This is a genomic window from Polaromonas sp., from assembly GCF_030682935.1.
Classification (GTDB): Bacteria; Pseudomonadota; Gammaproteobacteria; order Burkholderiales; family Burkholderiaceae_C; genus Polaromonas.
On the sequence record NZ_JAUXNA010000144.1, the window covers coordinates 1 to 15,233 of the forward strand.

Consider the following 15,233-nt stretch of genomic DNA (forward strand, 5'->3'; position numbering starts at 1 on the left):
GTGCGTGCACCTTCCGAGTTTTCAATAACGCGGGGGGTGTTGCCCTCCATGATGGAAACGCAACTGTTGGTGGTGCCCAAGTCGATGCCGATGATTCATCCCATGATTTACTCCTGCTTTTTTGTTTCGTTGAATATTGGATGATCGAGGCCAGTGACTCAACCGCCTCGGCGATCACTGTGTTGAAGAATTGCGGATAAGTTCCGTAACTTCAAGGGCCTCAGCACGTTTTTGTGTTTATTTGGGGGCGGTGACCGTGACCAGGGCCGGGCGCAATACGCGGTCTGCAATCAGGTAGCCCTTTTGCAGCACGCTGACCACGGTGTTGGCTTCCTGCTCGGCAGGTACCATGCTGATTGCCTGGTGCTGGTGCGGATCAAACCGGGTGCCTGCGGCGGGGTTGATCTCGATCACCTTGTTGCGCTCGAGCGCGCTTTTAAGCTGCTTGAGCGTGGCTTCTGCGCCTTCGCGGAATTGCTCGAGCGTGGCGTCCTTGATCGCAAGCGCCGCTTCCAGGCTGTCGGCCACGGGGAGCAGGCTTTCAGCAAAGCTTTCCAGGGCGAATTTGCGCGCCTTGGACACTTCGTCATCGGCGCGGCGGCGGGCGTTTTCGGTTTCGGCCTTGGCACGCAGGTAGCTGTCGGCCAACTCGGTGTTTTTGGCCTGAAGGATCGCCAACTCGGACTGCGCGCTGTTTTGCGCGTCAAACTCGTTGGCCGCCTGGGCGGCTTCCTGCTCTTCAGGGCTGGGGGCACCGGTCAGTGGTTGGTTTTGCTCGGGTTGTGTATTTTTGGACATGCTGGATGACAGAATTGAAGCCAATAATTTGTATAACTGGGGCTTGCAAACCCCTTTTCAAGACAGGGGATTCGCGGTGGGCCAGAAAAAGGTCCCTCTGCCGTGTCAGGCGCCACCAGAGTGGCGGGCTCTCGCGAGCCGCAGTTGCGGAGGGAATGGTGCCCGTCTGGGCCGGGTGTCTTGCCCAGCAAGCTCGTTCAGCAGGCCACGGAAAAGACAGGCACAAGGCCTGTTTTACTGAAAAACAGGTAAAACTCAGTCTGCCTTGACCAGGGCTGCTTTGGCCTGGCTGGTCGCCCATTTCCCGGAAAACGCCTGCAGGTCGTTCAGGCGCTTGAGCAGGTCCGCGCCCAGCGTGGTCACCGTGTAGCCATCACCACCATGCACCAGCAGGCCGGCCGCACGCAATTCCTTGATGCGGGTATTGAGGGTGTTGGGCGTGATGCTGCCAATGCTGTCTTGCAGGAGGCGAAAAGTCTGGGGGTGGCCGTCTTTCAGGGCCCACAGCACGCGCAGGGCATAGCGCGATTCCAGCAGTTCAAGCAGCTGGCCTACAGCTGCATTTTCTTTGGCACTCATCAGGTTATCTCCTCTGGTCACAGGTGGGTTTAAAGCGGGAAGCTTGGCTTCAAATATAACGCAAATTCCAGCCTGCTACGAGTTTTATAGCTGCTCACGCCCACTGCATGTGGACTGCGAGCCTAAAACTCTTGAAAAATATGGGCGCGGGCGGCCTCTCGCAGCGGCTGGGACGGCCAGGACGAAGCCTTTGGGGTGGCGATTGGGCCTACGTCGCGGGGAGGGGCGGCGTGCTGCAGGGCGAGGGCCTTTCAGCGAAGCATGCAGGGCATCTTGCTGTTGAATTTCCAGTCCGGAATCAAATACTGCATGGCGGCGGCGTCATCCCGCGCACCCAGCCCGTGCTGGAGGTAAAGCTGATGCGCTTTTTCCACTTCAATCATGTCCAGTTCGACGCCCAGGCCCGGTTGCCGGGGCACCGCAACGCGGCCGTCCACAATCTGCAGCGGCGCTTGGGTCAGGCGCTGGCCGTCCTGCCAGATCCAGTGTGTGTCGATGGCGGTGACCTTGCCCGGCGCGGCGGCTGCGACGTGGGTGAACATGGCCAGCGAAACGTCAAAGTGGTTGTTGGAGTGCGAGCCCCAGGTCAGCCCCCAGGTCTGGCAGATCTGCGCCACGCGAACCGACCCTTGCATGGTCCAGAAATGCGGGTCTGCCAGCGGGATGTCGACCGACTGCAAGTGAATCGCGTGCGCCAGTTCGCGCCAGTCGGTGGCCACCATGTTGGTCGCTGTCGGCAGGCCGGTGGCGCGGCGAAACTCGGCCATGACCTCCCGCCCGGAGAAGACACCTTCGGCGCCGCAGGGGTCTTCGGCGTAGGCCAGTTCCCTGTGGCGGTCACGGCACAGCCGCACCGCATCCTTGAGCAGCCAGCCGCCGTTCGGGTCCAGCGTGATGCGGGCCTCGGGGAAGCGCTCCGACAGGGCGATGATGGCGTCCATCTCTTCTTCGCCGCGCAGCACGCCGCCCTTGAGTTTGAAGTCCTTGAAGCCGTAGCGCTGGTAGGCTGCTTCGGCCAGCGCCACGATGGATTCGGCATTCATGGCGGGCTCGTGGCGCAGGCGCAGCCAGTCGTCGCTGGCATCGGGCGCCGAGGCGTAGGCCAGATCGGTCTGCTTTCGGTCCGCGATGTAGAAAAGATAGCCCAGCATGGCGACCGAGTCGCGCTGCTGGCCTTCCCCGAGCAGGGCCGCCACGGGAACGCCCAGAAACTGGCCCAGCAAATCAAGCAGGGCGCTTTCCACGGCGGTCACGGCATGAATGGTCACGCGCAGGTCAAAGGTCTGGTTGCCGCGGCCGCCGCTGTCGCGTTCGGCAAAGCGGCTGCGCAGCGTGTTCAGGATCTGGTTCCATGCGCCAATCGATTTTCCCTCGATCAGTTCGCGCGCGTCTTCCAGCGTGCTGCGGATTTTTTCACCGCCCGGAACCTCGCCCACGCCGGTGCGCCCGGAACTGTCGGTCAGGATCAGCAGGTTGCGGGTGAAAAACGGGCCGTGCGCGCCGCTCAGGTTGAGCAGCATGCTGTCTTGTCCGGCGACAGGAATCACCTGTACCCGGGTGATTCGTGGCGTTTGGGCGGAGGATGGGGTTTTGAAGGCAGGCATGCCGGGTTTTGTAAGAGGTTGATCGGTTTATTGATCGGACATCGTACAACTAGAATATTGTCTATGCAAGCGTGCTTGCCGCCATCGGGCTCGTCACAGGCGCATCAACAACACCGCCAGGCGTCTGCGTGGTGTGCGCATTGCTGCCCCGGCGCAGGCGTTCCCGGCTGTTGGACAAATGGGTGCGCATGGCGGCGCGCGCTGCCTCGGCATCCTGGTCGCGAATCGCGATGTAAATGCTTTCGTGCTCGCTGTTGACGCGCTGCAGGTAATTCAAGCGGCCTTCCGGTGCGTTGTGTGCCGTGTTGACGCGGGTGCGCGGAATGATCATGGTGCCCAGGTAGGTCATCAGGTCGGCAAAGTGCCGGTTGCCGGTGGAGCGGGCGACTTCCATGTGAAACTGGAAGTCGGGCGGCACCGCGTCAGAGTCCCGGCTGATGGAATCGTGAAAGGCATGCAAGGCAGCCTCCAGCGCGATAAGATTTTCCGGTTTCCTTCTTTGGGCTGCAAGGCCGGCAGCCTCGGTTTCAAGGCTGATGCGCAACTCAAGCACCGAAATGACGTCGGCCACGGTGGCAAAGTCTTCAGCGGTTATCTTGAAGTTGCCGACCTCCTGCGGCGGCAGCACAAACGTGCCAATGCCGTGCCGGGTTTCGACCAGCCCGGAGGCCTGGAGCTTGGACAGCGACTCGCGCACCACGGTGCGGCTGACGTCAAAACGCACCATGATTTCAGCTTCCGTCGGCAGTTTGTCGCCCGGCTGAAGCGGGCCCTCGCGGATGCTCGTCGCGAGCGTTTCCACGATTTCATCCACCAGTCCGCGCGGACGGCGGGCGCGCCGCGCCGGATCCAGGAACGGTGCCGCAGCGGTTTCGAAATGACTAGGGGTTTTCCTTGAGTTCATAAAAAAATGGTTGACAGGCCAAAGAGCGAAACTGAAAATTCATGTCATCAGACAACGTATGACTGATGTTTAAGTGGATTGACTCTAACAAACCTGATGGAAAAGTCCAGTGTTTTACGACAACACGGGAACCCAAAAAAAATGACGATCAAAGTTCACGAAAAGCTGCTGTTGACCGGCGCAGCAGGTGGGTTGGGTAAAGCCTTGCGAGAGCGTCTCAAAGCCAATTGTTCCATCCTGCGCCTGTCCGATGTTCAGGCTTTCGGGGGAGCCGTCGACGGTGAAGAAATCATTCTGGCCGATCTGGCGGATGCCGCCGCAGTGGACGCCATGGTCGAGGGCGTGGATGCCATCGTTCACCTGGGCGGCATGTCGGTCGAAGGGCCGTTCGGCCCTATCCTTCAGGCCAATATCCTGGGCGTTTACAACCTCTATGAGGCTGCCCGCAAGCATGGCGTCAAGCGGGTGGTGTTTGCCAGTTCCAACCATGTGACGGGCTTTTACCGGCAGGACGAAACCATCACCGCCGACCACCCGGCCCGACCCGATGGCATGTATGGCCTGAGCAAGGCTTTCGGGGAAGACCTGTCGCGCTTTTACTTTGACCGCTACGGCATCGAAACCGCCTGCGTGCGCATCGGCTCCTCGTTTCCCGAGCCCAAGGACCGCCGCATGCTGGCCACCTGGCTGAGCTTTGACGACCTGCACCGCCTGATCACGGCTTGCCTGACCACGCCGGTGCTGGGCCACAGCATCATCTTTGGCATGTCCGACAACGCCGTGACCTGGTGGGACAACAGCCGCGCACGCCACATTGGTTATGTGCCGCAGGACAGCTCGGACGTGTTCCGCGACGCCGTTTATGCACGCACCACGAACCCGGACCTGAACGATCCGGTCGCCCAGTACCAGGGCGGCGGCTTTGTGGTGGCCGGACCGTTTGGCGACTGAATAATCATGAACAGCGACTTTATAAAAGCAGAGCTGGTGCTCGACGCGCGCAACGGAACGGGTGAAAGCCTGGTCTGGCACGGCGCCGAGCAGGCGTTGTACTGGGTTGATATTCCGGCGCGCAAGCTGTGCCGCTGGACGCCGGCAACCGGGCAGTTCGCTAGCTGGCTGGCGCCTGAAATGCTCGCCTGCGTTGCGATGACAACATCGGCAAACACCTGGATTGCCGGCGCAGAGAGCGGTCTGTTCCAGCTCGAACTTCGGGACGACGGACAACTGAGCTTTAAAAGCCTGGCGCCCGTCAGCCACGCCATGCCCGGCATGCGCTTCAATGATGGCCGCTGCGACCGGCAGGGCCGCTTCCTGGCCGGCACGATGTTGATGAATATGGCTGCTGGCGCAAGCGTGGGCTGTGTTTATAGCTATGAAAAAGAGAGTGGATTGACCAAGCTGCTCGACGGTTTCATCACGCCCAACGGCATGGCCTTCAGCCCCGATGGCCGCACCATGTACCTGTCGGACTCGCATCCTTCGGTGCAGTCGGTCTGGGCCTTTGACTATGACCCCGAGACCGGACTGCCGTCCAATCGCCGCCTTTTCATCGACATGACCCCGTTGCCCGGACGGCCCGATGGCGCGGCGGTCGATGCCGACGGCTGCTACTGGATCTGCGGCAACGACGCCGGGCTGGTGCACCGCTTCACGCCCGACGGCAAGCTCGACCGCTCGCTGGCCGTTCCGGTCAAGAAACCGGCCATGTGCGCCTTTGGCGGCGCCGGCCTCGACACCCTGTTCGTGACATCGATTCGCCCCGAAGGCATCGATTTATCTGACCAGCCGCTGGCCGGCGGTGTGTTTGCGTTGCGCCCCGGCGTGCGCGGACTGCCCGAGCCGATTTTTTCACCTGTTCCTGTTCATAACTTTTAACCTGGTCCTTCAAGGAGACAACCATGACTTTCCGTAGAAATTTTGTCGCCGCCGCTGTTGCAGCTGTCGCACTTTCCGCCTCCTTCGGTGCCCTGGCACAGAAGATGGTGCTCAAGGCCGTTGATACCCATCCGGCGGGTTACCCCACCGTGGTCGCAGTCGAGAACATGGGTAAAAAACTGGATGCCGCCACCAACGGCCGCATCAAGATGCAGATGTTCCCGGGCGCTGTCCTGGGCCAGGAAAAAGAAGCCGTTGAGCAGGTCCAGATTGGCGCCATCCAGATTGCCCGCATTTCCCTGGGCGTGGTTGGTCCGGTCGCGCCCGATGTGGATGTGTTCAACATGCCCTTCGTGTTCCGTGACATCGCCCACATGCGCGCCGTGATTGACGGCCCGATTGGCGCCGAATTGCTGGAAAAAGTCACCAACAGCCCGGCCCGTCTGGTCGCCCTGGGCTGGATGGACGGCGGTGCCCGCAGCCTGTACACCAAGAAACTGGTCAAGACGCCGGCTGACATGAAGGGTATCAAGGTCCGCATGATGGGCAACCCCTTGTTCGTGGACACCATGAATGCAATGGGCGGCAACGGCATTTCGATGGCTTACGGCGAGGTGTTCAGTGCGCTGCAGACCGGTGTGATTGACGGGGCGGAAAACAATCCCCCCAGCTTTTTCACCTCCAACCATTACACGACGGGCATGAAGTACTACGCCCAGACCAACCACCTGATCATTCCGGAACTGCTGGTGATCTCCAAGGTGACCTGGGACAAGCTGTCTGAGCAAGACAAGGCGCTGATGAAGAAAGTCGCCCGCGAAGCCCAGATGGAGCAACGCGTGCTGTGGGACAAGAGCGTGGCTGATTACACCGCCAAGCTCAAGGCCGCAGGCGTTGAGTTCGTGCCGGTGGACCAGAAACTCTTCTTTGATGCCACCGCCCCGGTCCGTGCCAAGTATGGCCAGAAATTCGCAGAACTGATGACGCGTATCGACGCCACCAAGTAAGACCTGCGACGAAACCGGGACTGTCGCAAGAAGCGGTAGCCCCGGTTTCGTCCGACCGGATACCGCCATGAAAAATTCCATCCTGCGTTTCAACGACATCCTCTACCTCGCCTGCATCTGGATTTCCGGTGCCTCGGTTTTTGTGATGTCGCTGATCATTCCCTGGGGCATTTTTGCCCGCTATGTGCTGGGCACCGGCTCCCAGTGGCCAGAACCGATCGCCATCCTGCTGATGGTGGTGTTTACCTTTTTTGGCGCGGCGGCCACCTACCGTGCCGGCGCCCATATTGCCGTGGCCATGATTACCGGTCGCTTGCCCGCCCGCTTGCGGCGCCTGTGCGCCCGTCTGGTGGATCTGTTGATGCTGGCCGTGGCGGTGTTCATGACGTTTTACGGTTTCAGGCTGTCCCTCGGAACCTGGGGCCAGACCATCGGGGATCTGCCCTGGATGCCGGTCGGTGCGACTTACCTGCCAGTCCCGCTGGGTGGCGTGCTGACGCTGGTGTTCATTCTGGAACACATGTTTCTGGGCTACCAGGGCCAACGTGAGGTGGTGACGTTTGACCACGAAAAAATTGAAGCTGGAGCCGTCTGATGGATGCTTTTGTACTGCTGGGCTCTTTCCTGGGGCTGATGATTATCGGCATGCCGGTGGCCTACGCCCTGGGCTTGTCCGCGCTGATTGGCGCCTGGTGGATAGACATTCCGCTCGATGCCATCATGATTTCGATTGCCAGCGGGGTGAACAAGTTCTCGCTGCTGGCCATTCCCTTTTTCGTGCTGGCCGGTGCCATCATGGCCGAGGGCGGCATGTCGCGCCGGCTGGTGGCGTTTGCCAGCGTGCTGGTCGGCTTTATCCGGGGTGGCCTGTCGCTGGTCAACATCCTGGCTTCGACCTTCTTCGGCGCGATTTCGGGCTCGTCGATGGCCGATACCGCTTCCATCGGCTCGGTGCTGATTCCCGAGATGGAAAAAAAGGGCTACCCGCGTGACTTCGCCACCGCCGTGACGGTCAGCGGCTCGGTGCAGGCCATTCTGATTCCACCGAGCCACAATGCCGTGATCTATTCGCTGGCAGCGGGCGGCGGCGTGTCGATTGCCGCCCTGTTCCTGGCCGGTATTTTGCCGGGGCTGCTGCTGGGTCTGACGCTGGCGGTCATGTGCCTCTTTATTGCGAAGAAGCGCGACTTTCCCAAGGGCGAGCGTATTCCGATGCGCCAGGCGCTGAAGATCTGCGCGGACGCACTCTGGGGCCTGATGACCATGGTGATCATTCTGGGCGGCATCTTGTCCGGCATCTTCACCGCCACCGAGTCGGCCGCGATTGCCGTGCTCTGGGCCTTCTTTGTCACGATGTTCATTTACCGCGACTACAAATGGAACGAGTTGCCCAAGCTGGTCCACCGCACGGTCAAGACGCTGGCCATCGTGATGATCCTGATCGGCTTTGCGGCGAGTTTCGGCTACATCATGACGATGATGCAGATTCCGCAGCAGATCACCGCCTTGTTCACCAGCATTTCCAGCAACAAATACGTCGTGCTGATGATGATCAACGTGCTGCTGCTGGTCCTGGGCACCCTGATGGACATGGCACCGCTGATCCTGATCATGACACCCATCCTGCTGCCCGTCGTCACAGCGATGGGCGTCGATCCGGTCCATTTCGGCATGATCATGATGGTCAACCTGGGCATGGGCCTGATCACGCCTCCTGTGGGCGGCGTGCTGTTTGTAGGCGCGGCGGTGGCCAAGCTGCCCATCGAAAAGGTCGTCAAGGCGCTGTACCCCTTCTTTGGCGCGCTGCTGCTGGTGCTGCTGGCGGTGACCTACGTCCCCGCACTGTCGCTGTGGCTGCCGAGCGTCCTCTTGAAATAACCGGGAAAGTCCATGAAGATTGTTGCAGTGCGGGTGACTCCGATCGCCATCAAGGACCCGCCCTTACTCAACGCCGCCGGCGTGCACGAGCCCTTTGGCCTGCGCTCCATCATCGAGGTGGAGGGCGCTGACGGACAGATTGGCCTGGGCGAAACCTATGGCGATGCCCCTGTGCTGGATTTGTTGCTGAAAACCCGTGGCAGCCTGGTTGGGCTGAGTCCGTTTGATGTCAATGGCCTGTGGGCGCGCGTGCTTGCCCAGGCACCGGCAGTGCAGGCAGCTGGCTCCGTTGAGATGGAGCTGGCACCCGGTTCGCTCGGCAGCAATCTCGTGAACAGCGCCTTCTCGGCATTCGAGGTGGCGTTCCTCGACCTGCAGGCGCGCACACTGGGTATTCCGCTGGTGGAATTGCTGGGCGGTGCGGTGCGTGACAAGGTGGCCTATTCGGCCTACCTGTTCTACAAGTGGGATGCATCGGTCGATTCGGAGTACGCGCCTGACCCGTATGGCGAGGCTGTCAACCCGCAGCAGATCGTGCAGCAGGCGCGACAGATGATCGACCAATATGGTTTTGAGAGCATCAAGCTCAAGGCCGGCGTGTTTGACCCCATGGAAGAAGCGGATGCCGTGCTGGCACTCAAGGCCGCTTTCCCGAAGCACCAGCTGCGCATCGACCCCAACAGCAATTGGTCGCTGGCGACCAGCTTGCGTGTGGCCGAGAAGCTGGCCGGTTGCCTGGAATATTACGAAGACCCCACGCCCACGCTGGAAGGCATGGCCCAACTGCACCGCGCCACCGGCCTGCCGCTGGCCACGAACATGGTTGTCACCAACTGGGCTGAATTGCGCCGCAGTGTGGAACTCAATGCCGTGCAGATACTGCTGTCCGACCACCATTACTGGGGCGGCCTGCGCGCCACGCAAGCGCTGGCACGCACCTGCAGTACGTTCGGCCTTGGCTTGTCGATGCACTCGAACTCGCACTTGGGCATCAGCTTGATGGCCATGACGCACCTGGCCGCATCGGTGCACCACCTGAGCTATGCCTGCGACACGCACTATCCGTGGCAGAGCGACGAGATTCTGGTGGGTGGCAAAGTGCCGATCACCGGCGGGTGCGTGCATTTGACCGACAAACCCGGCTTGGGTGTGGAACTCGACCGCGACAAGCTGGCCGAGTTGAACGAGGCCTATCAGCGTTGCCGTATCCGCACCCGCAATGACGTGGCGCAGATGCAGCGCTTTCGGCCCGACTGGCAGCAGGTCAAACCAAGGTTCTGAGCCCATGTCAACTGTTCCTCTCCATATCCGGATGCATGCGCTGGACAACGTGGCCATCGTCGCCAACGACGGTGGCCTGCCGGCCGGCGCCACTTTCGCTGACGGGCTGTGTCTCATCGAGCGTGTGCCGCAGGGGCACAAGGTGGCGCTGCTGGACATTGCCCAAGGCGCAGCAGTACGCCGTTACAACGTGCCGATCGGCTACGCCCGCAAGGACATTGCGGCCGGCAGCTGGGTGCACGAGCGACTGCTGGAGATGCCGGGCGCGCGCGGGCTGGACGACCTGCCCATCGCGACGGCGCAGATAGAGTCGATGCCGCCGCTGCAGGGCTACACCTTTGAGGGCTACCGCAACCCGGACGGCTCCGTGGGCAGCCGCAACATCCTGGCCATTACCACCACCGTGCAATGCGTGGCCGGCGTGGTCGCGTTTGCCGTCAAACGCATCAAGGACGAGCTGCTGCCGCGTTTCCCGAAGGTGGACGACGTGGTGGGCCTGGAGCACAGCTACGGATGCGGCGTTGCGATTGATGCGCCGGATGCGGTCATCCCGATCCGCACCCTGCGCAACATCACGCTCAACCCCAACTTTGGTGGCGAGGTCATGGTGGTCAGCCTGGGCTGCGAGAAGCTGCAGCCCGAGCGCCTGTTGCCGCCGGGCAGCTTTCAGATTGTGGACGAGCGCAACGTTGCTGATGTCGGCGTCAGCGCCGAAGTGCCACTCGATGTGGTGTGCCTGCAGTCCGAGCACCATGTCGGCTTCATGTCGATGATCGACTCGATCATGAAAACGGCCGAGTTGCACCTTGAGCGGCTTAATGCGCGCCAGCGCGAAACCGTACCCGCCAGCGAGCTGGTGGTGGGCGTGCAGTGCGGCGGCAGCGATGCATTTTCGGGGGTCACGGCCAATCCGGCGCTTGGCTTTGCCACTGACTTGCTGGTGCGCGCTGGCGCCACCGTGCTGTTTTCCGAGGTGACCGAGGTGCGCGACGGCATCGACCAGCTGACGGCCCGTGCCAGCACGCCAGAGATTGCCGAAGCGATGATTCGTGAAATGGCCTGGTACGACGCCTACCTGCAAAAAGGCCAGGTGGACCGCAGTGCCAACACCACGCCGGGCAACAAGCAAGGCGGCTTGTCCAACATCGTTGAAAAGGCCATGGGCTCCATCGTCAAGTCCGGCAGCGCGCCCATCAGCGGCGTCTTGTCGCCCGGTGAAAGGCTCAGGAAAAAAGGCTTGAAAAACGGCCTGATATTTGCCGCGACACCGGCCAGCGACTTCATCTGCGGCACGCTGCAGCTCGCGGCCGGCATGAACCTGCACGTCTTCACGACGGGCCGCGGCACACCCTATGGACTGGCCGAGGTGCCGGTCATCAAGGTGGCAACCCGCAGCGATCTGGCCCGGCGCTGGCACGACCTGATGGACATCAACGCGGGCCGTATTGCCGATGGCGACGCCACGATCGAAGACGTGGGCTGGGAGCTGTTCCACCTCATGCTTGAAGTGGCCAGCGGCCGCAAGAAAACCTGGGCCGAGCACTGGAAGCTGCACAACGCGCTGGTGCTGTTCAATCCAGCGCCCATCACCTGAACCCGCCAGCGACTTCCAGCGACTGCCAACGACTTCCTCTAACTTGCAAGTGAGCTCCCATGACACGACCCAGTCCCTACCAATCCTTTCCCAATAGTTTCAAGCGCGACCTGCTGGCCGGCAAAAAACTGATCGGCTGCTGGTCGTCGCTGTCCAGCGCCATCACCACCGAGGTGCTGGGCGTGGCCGGTTTTGACTGGATACTGCTGGACGGCGAGCATTCGCCCAACGACGTGTCCACCTTTATTCCGCAGCTGATGGCCCTCAAGGACAGCATGAGCGCGCCGGTGGTGCGGCCCACCTGCAATGACGCGGTCGAGATCAAGCGCTTGCTGGATGCCGGCTTTTACAACTTCCTGATTCCTTTTGTCGAAAGCGCCGATGAAGCGCGGCGCGCAGTCGCTGCCACACGCTACCCGCCACAGGGCATTCGCGGCGTTTCCATTTCACAGCGCAGCAACTGCTATGGCACGGTGCCCGATTACTTCAAGTCGATCAACGAGCACATCTGCGTGATGGTGCAAATTGAAAGCCAGGCCGGTGTGGCGGCTACCCGCGAAATTGCCGCGCTGGACGGCGTGGACTGTGTTTTCGTTGGCCCCTCCGACCTGGCAGCGGGTCTGGGCCACCTCGGAAACGCCGGCCATCCTGACGTGCAGGCCGCCATTGCTGCCGTGTTTGCCGATGCCAAAGCCTGCGGCAAGCCCACCGGCATCCTGGCGCCGGCCGAGCCTGATGCGCGCCGGTACATGGAAATGGGGGCGACTTTTGTCGGTGTCGGCAGCGACCTGGGCGCGTTCCGCTCGGCCACGCAGGCCTTGTGCGACCGCTATTGCAGCTGAACACCCAATTCTTTTTAAATTCTGACTGGAGTCATGCAATGAGCAAACTTGGATTTATCGGCCTGGGCATCATGGGTGCGCCAATGGCCGCACACCTGATCGCGGCGGGGCATGAAGTGTTCCTCCATACCCGGAGCAAGGTTCCCGCAGACCTGCTGACCGGCCAGGCGACAGCCTGCCGCTCAGCCAAAGAGGTCGCGGAAAAAGCCGACATCATCTTTTTGATGTTGCCCGACACGCCGGATGTGGCAGCTGTCCTGTTTGGCGATGAGGGCGTGGCCAGCGGCCTCAGCAAAGGCAAAACCGTCGTGGACATGAGCTCGATCTCGCCGATGGAAACCAAGGGGTTTTCCCAAAAAATCAATGCGCTCGGTTGTGACTATCTTGATGCACCGGTGTCCGGTGGCGAAGTTGGCGCCAAGGCGGGAAGCCTGACCATCATGGTCGGCGGGCCTGACGCCGCGTTTGAACGGGTCAAGCCGCTGTTCGAGTTGATGGGTAAAAACATCACGCTGGTGGGCGGCAACGGCGACGGTCAAACCTGCAAGGTGGCCAACCAAATCATCGTCGCGCTGAACATTGCGGCTGTTGGTGAAGCCCTGTTGTTTGCCAGCAAAGCAGGGGCCGACCCCGCCAAAGTGCGCCAGGCGCTGATGGGCGGATTTGCGGCTTCGCGCATTCTGGAGGTCCACGGCGAACGCATGATCAAGCGAACTTTCAACCCGGGCTTCCGGATCGGCCTGCACCAGAAGGATTTGAGCCTGGCCCTGGCCGGAGCCCGCGCCCTGGGCGTGGCCTTGCCGCAAACCGCTGGTGCCGCCCAGTTGATGCAGGTCTGCGCCGCCAACGGCATGCAGGACCTGGACCATTCCGCGCTGGTGCGCAGCCTGGAAATCATGGCCAATCACGAGGTCGCCTGAATCTGGTCCGGGGAACGATGGTTTTGTTGTCATGACGCCTTCTTCATTGTTGCCGGCCGCCCAATTGCTGGATCCGGCACGCTTTGAGCGCGAGATGGACGCCAAGCCGGTCCGCTTGTTCACCTTGCGCAATGCCGCGGGCATGGTCGTGGGCATCACCAATTACGGCGCCAAAATCGAACAGGTCCTGGTGCCCGACCGGCACGGTCGCCTGGATGACGTGGTCCTGGGCTATGACAGTCTGGAGGGCGTCATGGGCGGCTCGCCATCCATGGGCGCCTTCATCGGGCGGTATGCCGGACGTATTGGCAATGCCCGCTTCACGCTGGACGGAACGCAGCACCTGCTGGGCGCCAACAACGGCCGGCATTGCCTGCACGGCGGATTCCGGGGCTCGCGTTTTCAGGTATTCGATGCGGTGCAAACCAGCCCTTCCAGCGTGGAAATGCGCTATGTGTTTGCCGACGGGGAAGAGGGCTTCCCCGGCACGCTGGCGCTTCGGCTCACCTACCGCTTGCTCGAAACCAATGAACTGGCGCTGGACTATGCAGCGGTGGCGCTGGACAAGCCGACCGTCGCCAGCTTTACGCCCCACGCTTTTTTCAACCTCAATGGCGAGTCCAGCGGCAGCGCTTTGAATCATGAGGTGATGATTTTCGCGGATCGTTACCTGGCCATGACGCCAGAGGTGATAGCTACGGGCGAAATACTGCCCGTGGACAACACACTTTTTGATTTACGCCGGCCCACTGTGCTGGGCGAGCAGGTGCGCGGCTTGCCGCGCGCGCCAGTGTCGGCTTCCCCTGACGGCGACCAACTGGACGGCTACGACGATTGCTTTCTGGTGAATCGTTCCGAGCCTGAAGGGCTGGCCCTGTGTGCCTGTATCAGGGCGCCGCAAACCGGACGAGTGATGGAAGTCTGGTCCACCGAGCCGGCCATGCAGTTCTACACCGGAATGTTGCCGCTCGAACCCCTGCCGGGCGGCCCGGGAAAATGCGGCCGGGCTTATTTTCCGCAGCAAGGTTTATGTTTTGAACCCCAGGGCTATCCGAATGCGCCCAATTGCCCGGCTTTTCCTTCGGCGCTGTACCTGCCGGGCCAACCCCGGGCCGGCAGCACGGTTTACCGCTTCGGCACCGAGCCCGACTGCTGCTGCCAGGGCCTGAGTACAACGCCAGCATCGGTGACCCGAATTACTTGACACACCAACAAAACTCGATTTTTCTTTTGCTCCCATTCAAGTTTCGAATTTACAGGGACCTTTGCTTCCTTCATAGTTCGTCTGGCGCGACCTTGTCACGTTGTACTTCGAAATAGGGATACGTGTGAAAGACCATTCCATGAAGACCATCCGCATTGGTGCTGGCGCCGGCTACTCGGGTGACCGCATTCCTCCCGCCGTAGAGCTGGCAGAAAAGGGCGACCTGGACTATCTGGTGTTCGAGTGCCTGGCGGAGCGCACGATCGCCTTGGCCCAGCTGGAGCGGAGCAAGGATGCCCGTCTGGGTTTTGATCCCTTGCTCAGGGACCGCATGGAGGCCGTGCTGCTTTCATGCGTCGGCAAGGGGGTGAAGATCATCACCAACATGGGGGCCGCAAATCCCCAGGCTGCCGGACAGGAAGTCATCAACATCGCACGGGAGCTGGGATTGGACCGCTTGAAGGTGGCGGTGGTCGAGGGCGACGATGTGTTGCCGCGCATCCATGATCACAAGTTGACCATCATGGAGAGTGGCGCACCGCTGCAGTCTCTTGGGAACTCCGTGCTTTCAGCGAATGCCTATATCGGCGCCGAGGCCCTGGTGAGAGCCCTTCGTTTGGGCGCAGATGTGGTCATCACTGGACGTGTCGCCGATCCCGCCTTGTTTCTCGCCCCTCTGATCCATGAGTTCGACTGGTCCATGTTGGATTGGCAAAAGATGGGTCAGGGCACGGTGGTCGGGCA

General features: G+C 61.2%; 16 protein-coding genes. 11 read left to right on the forward strand and 5 right to left on the reverse strand.

The features are described 5' to 3' along the window. From Q8K05_RS06865 to Q8K05_RS06885, 5 genes are all read right to left on the reverse strand, one after another. A partial coding sequence (locus Q8K05_RS06865; protein WP_305245778.1) for an Hsp70 family protein occupies positions 1 to 95 on the reverse strand: 95 nt, incomplete at its 3' end. 142 nt (positions 96 to 237) lie between these two features. Continuing rightward, positions 238 to 798: a nucleotide exchange factor GrpE gene (grpE, locus tag Q8K05_RS06870; protein WP_305245763.1), complete on the reverse strand. Its 561-nt coding sequence runs from the start codon at positions 796 to 798 to the stop codon at positions 238 to 240. Positions 799 to 1,053: 255 nt separating this feature from the next. Then, positions 1,054 to 1,377: a helix-turn-helix domain-containing protein gene (locus Q8K05_RS06875; protein WP_305245764.1), complete on the reverse strand. Its 324-nt coding sequence runs from the start codon at positions 1,375 to 1,377 to the stop codon at positions 1,054 to 1,056. Between the two features lie 251 nt (positions 1,378 to 1,628). Further along, positions 1,629 to 2,981 carry a glucarate dehydratase gene (gene gudD / locus Q8K05_RS06880; protein WP_305245765.1) on the reverse strand — a complete coding sequence of 451 codons (1,353 nt, stop codon included), beginning with the start codon at positions 2,979 to 2,981 and terminating at the stop codon, positions 1,629 to 1,631. A gap of 61 nt (positions 2,982 to 3,042) precedes the next feature. Next, the gene (locus Q8K05_RS06885) at positions 3,043 to 3,885 is read right to left on the reverse strand and encodes a FadR/GntR family transcriptional regulator (protein ID WP_305245766.1); all 843 of its coding nucleotides are present in this window, start codon (positions 3,883 to 3,885) and stop codon (positions 3,043 to 3,045) included. A gap of 141 nt (positions 3,886 to 4,026) precedes the next feature. Between Q8K05_RS06885 and Q8K05_RS06890 the strand changes: the two genes are divergently transcribed. The 11 genes from Q8K05_RS06890 to Q8K05_RS06940 form a co-directional block, all read left to right on the forward strand. After that, positions 4,027 to 4,836 (forward strand): NAD(P)-dependent oxidoreductase, encoded by an 810-nt coding sequence (locus tag Q8K05_RS06890; RefSeq protein WP_305245767.1) that lies wholly within the window; start codon positions 4,027 to 4,029, stop codon positions 4,834 to 4,836. Between the two features lie 6 nt (positions 4,837 to 4,842). Then, on the forward strand, positions 4,843 to 5,763 hold the full coding sequence (locus Q8K05_RS06895) for an SMP-30/gluconolactonase/LRE family protein (RefSeq protein ID WP_305245768.1): 921 nt from the start codon (positions 4,843 to 4,845) through the stop codon (positions 5,761 to 5,763). 23 nt (positions 5,764 to 5,786) lie between these two features. After that, positions 5,787 to 6,770, forward strand: a complete 984-nt coding sequence (locus Q8K05_RS06900; protein WP_305245769.1) for a TRAP transporter substrate-binding protein — start codon at positions 5,787 to 5,789, stop codon at positions 6,768 to 6,770. A gap of 67 nt (positions 6,771 to 6,837) precedes the next feature. Next, a complete protein-coding gene (locus Q8K05_RS06905) occupies positions 6,838 to 7,365 on the forward strand; it encodes a TRAP transporter small permease (protein WP_305245770.1) in 528 nt (175 codons plus the stop codon). Then, complete coding sequence (locus tag Q8K05_RS06910; protein WP_305245771.1) at positions 7,365 to 8,648, forward strand: TRAP transporter large permease; 1,284 nt, start codon at positions 7,365 to 7,367, stop codon at positions 8,646 to 8,648. Before Q8K05_RS06905 ends, Q8K05_RS06910 begins: the two co-directional genes overlap by 1 nt. Before the next feature lie 12 nt (positions 8,649 to 8,660). Next, on the forward strand, positions 8,661 to 9,929 hold the full coding sequence (locus tag Q8K05_RS06915) for a glucarate dehydratase family protein (RefSeq protein WP_305245772.1): 1,269 nt from the start codon (positions 8,661 to 8,663) through the stop codon (positions 9,927 to 9,929). Positions 9,930 to 9,933: 4 nt separating this feature from the next. Then, complete coding sequence (gene garD / locus Q8K05_RS06920) at positions 9,934 to 11,523, forward strand: galactarate dehydratase (RefSeq protein ID WP_305245773.1); 1,590 nt, start codon at positions 9,934 to 9,936, stop codon at positions 11,521 to 11,523. 59 nt (positions 11,524 to 11,582) lie between these two features. Beyond that, complete coding sequence (garL, locus tag Q8K05_RS06925) at positions 11,583 to 12,365, forward strand: 2-dehydro-3-deoxyglucarate aldolase (protein ID WP_305245774.1); 783 nt, start codon at positions 11,583 to 11,585, stop codon at positions 12,363 to 12,365. A 38-nt stretch (positions 12,366 to 12,403) separates the two neighbouring features. Further along, positions 12,404 to 13,285 carry a 2-hydroxy-3-oxopropionate reductase gene (gene glxR / locus Q8K05_RS06930; RefSeq protein ID WP_305245775.1) on the forward strand — a complete coding sequence of 294 codons (882 nt, stop codon included), beginning with the start codon at positions 12,404 to 12,406 and terminating at the stop codon, positions 13,283 to 13,285. Positions 13,286 to 13,316: 31 nt separating this feature from the next. Continuing rightward, entirely contained in the window at positions 13,317 to 14,489 is a 1,173-nt protein-coding gene (locus Q8K05_RS06935) for an aldose epimerase family protein (protein ID WP_305245776.1), read from the forward strand. A gap of 139 nt (positions 14,490 to 14,628) precedes the next feature. Next, positions 14,629 to 15,233 (forward strand): acyclic terpene utilization AtuA family protein (locus Q8K05_RS06940; protein ID WP_305245777.1); only part of this gene is annotated, 605 nt, incomplete at its 3' end.

Bases quoted from the DNA above. Each gene is read 5' to 3' on its own strand.
- Q8K05_RS06905 (WP_305245770.1), top strand. From the start codon at position 6,838: ATGAAAAATTCCATCCTGCGTTTCAACGACATCCTCTACCTCGCCTGC.
- Q8K05_RS06875 (WP_305245764.1), bottom strand. From the start codon at position 1,377: ATGAGTGCCAAAGAAAATGCAGCTGTAGGCCAGCTGCTTGAACTGCTG.
- garD (WP_305245773.1), top strand. From the start codon at position 9,934: ATGTCAACTGTTCCTCTCCATATCCGGATGCATGCGCTGGACAACGTG.
- Q8K05_RS06910 (WP_305245771.1), top strand. From the start codon at position 7,365: ATGGATGCTTTTGTACTGCTGGGCTCTTTCCTGGGGCTGATGATTATC.
- Q8K05_RS06895 (WP_305245768.1), top strand. From the start codon at position 4,843: ATGAACAGCGACTTTATAAAAGCAGAGCTGGTGCTCGACGCGCGCAAC.
- Q8K05_RS06885 (WP_305245766.1), bottom strand. From the start codon at position 3,885: ATGAACTCAAGGAAAACCCCTAGTCATTTCGAAACCGCTGCGGCACCG.
- gudD (WP_305245765.1), bottom strand. From the start codon at position 2,981: ATGCCTGCCTTCAAAACCCCATCCTCCGCCCAAACGCCACGAATCACC.
- grpE (WP_305245763.1), bottom strand. From the start codon at position 798: ATGTCCAAAAATACACAACCCGAGCAAAACCAACCACTGACCGGTGCC.
- Q8K05_RS06890 (WP_305245767.1), top strand. From the start codon at position 4,027: ATGACGATCAAAGTTCACGAAAAGCTGCTGTTGACCGGCGCAGCAGGT.
- Q8K05_RS06915 (WP_305245772.1), top strand. From the start codon at position 8,661: ATGAAGATTGTTGCAGTGCGGGTGACTCCGATCGCCATCAAGGACCCG.
- glxR (WP_305245775.1), top strand. From the start codon at position 12,404: ATGAGCAAACTTGGATTTATCGGCCTGGGCATCATGGGTGCGCCAATG.
- Q8K05_RS06900 (WP_305245769.1), top strand. From the start codon at position 5,787: ATGACTTTCCGTAGAAATTTTGTCGCCGCCGCTGTTGCAGCTGTCGCA.
- garL (WP_305245774.1), top strand. From the start codon at position 11,583: ATGACACGACCCAGTCCCTACCAATCCTTTCCCAATAGTTTCAAGCGC.
- Q8K05_RS06935 (WP_305245776.1), top strand. From the start codon at position 13,317: ATGACGCCTTCTTCATTGTTGCCGGCCGCCCAATTGCTGGATCCGGCA.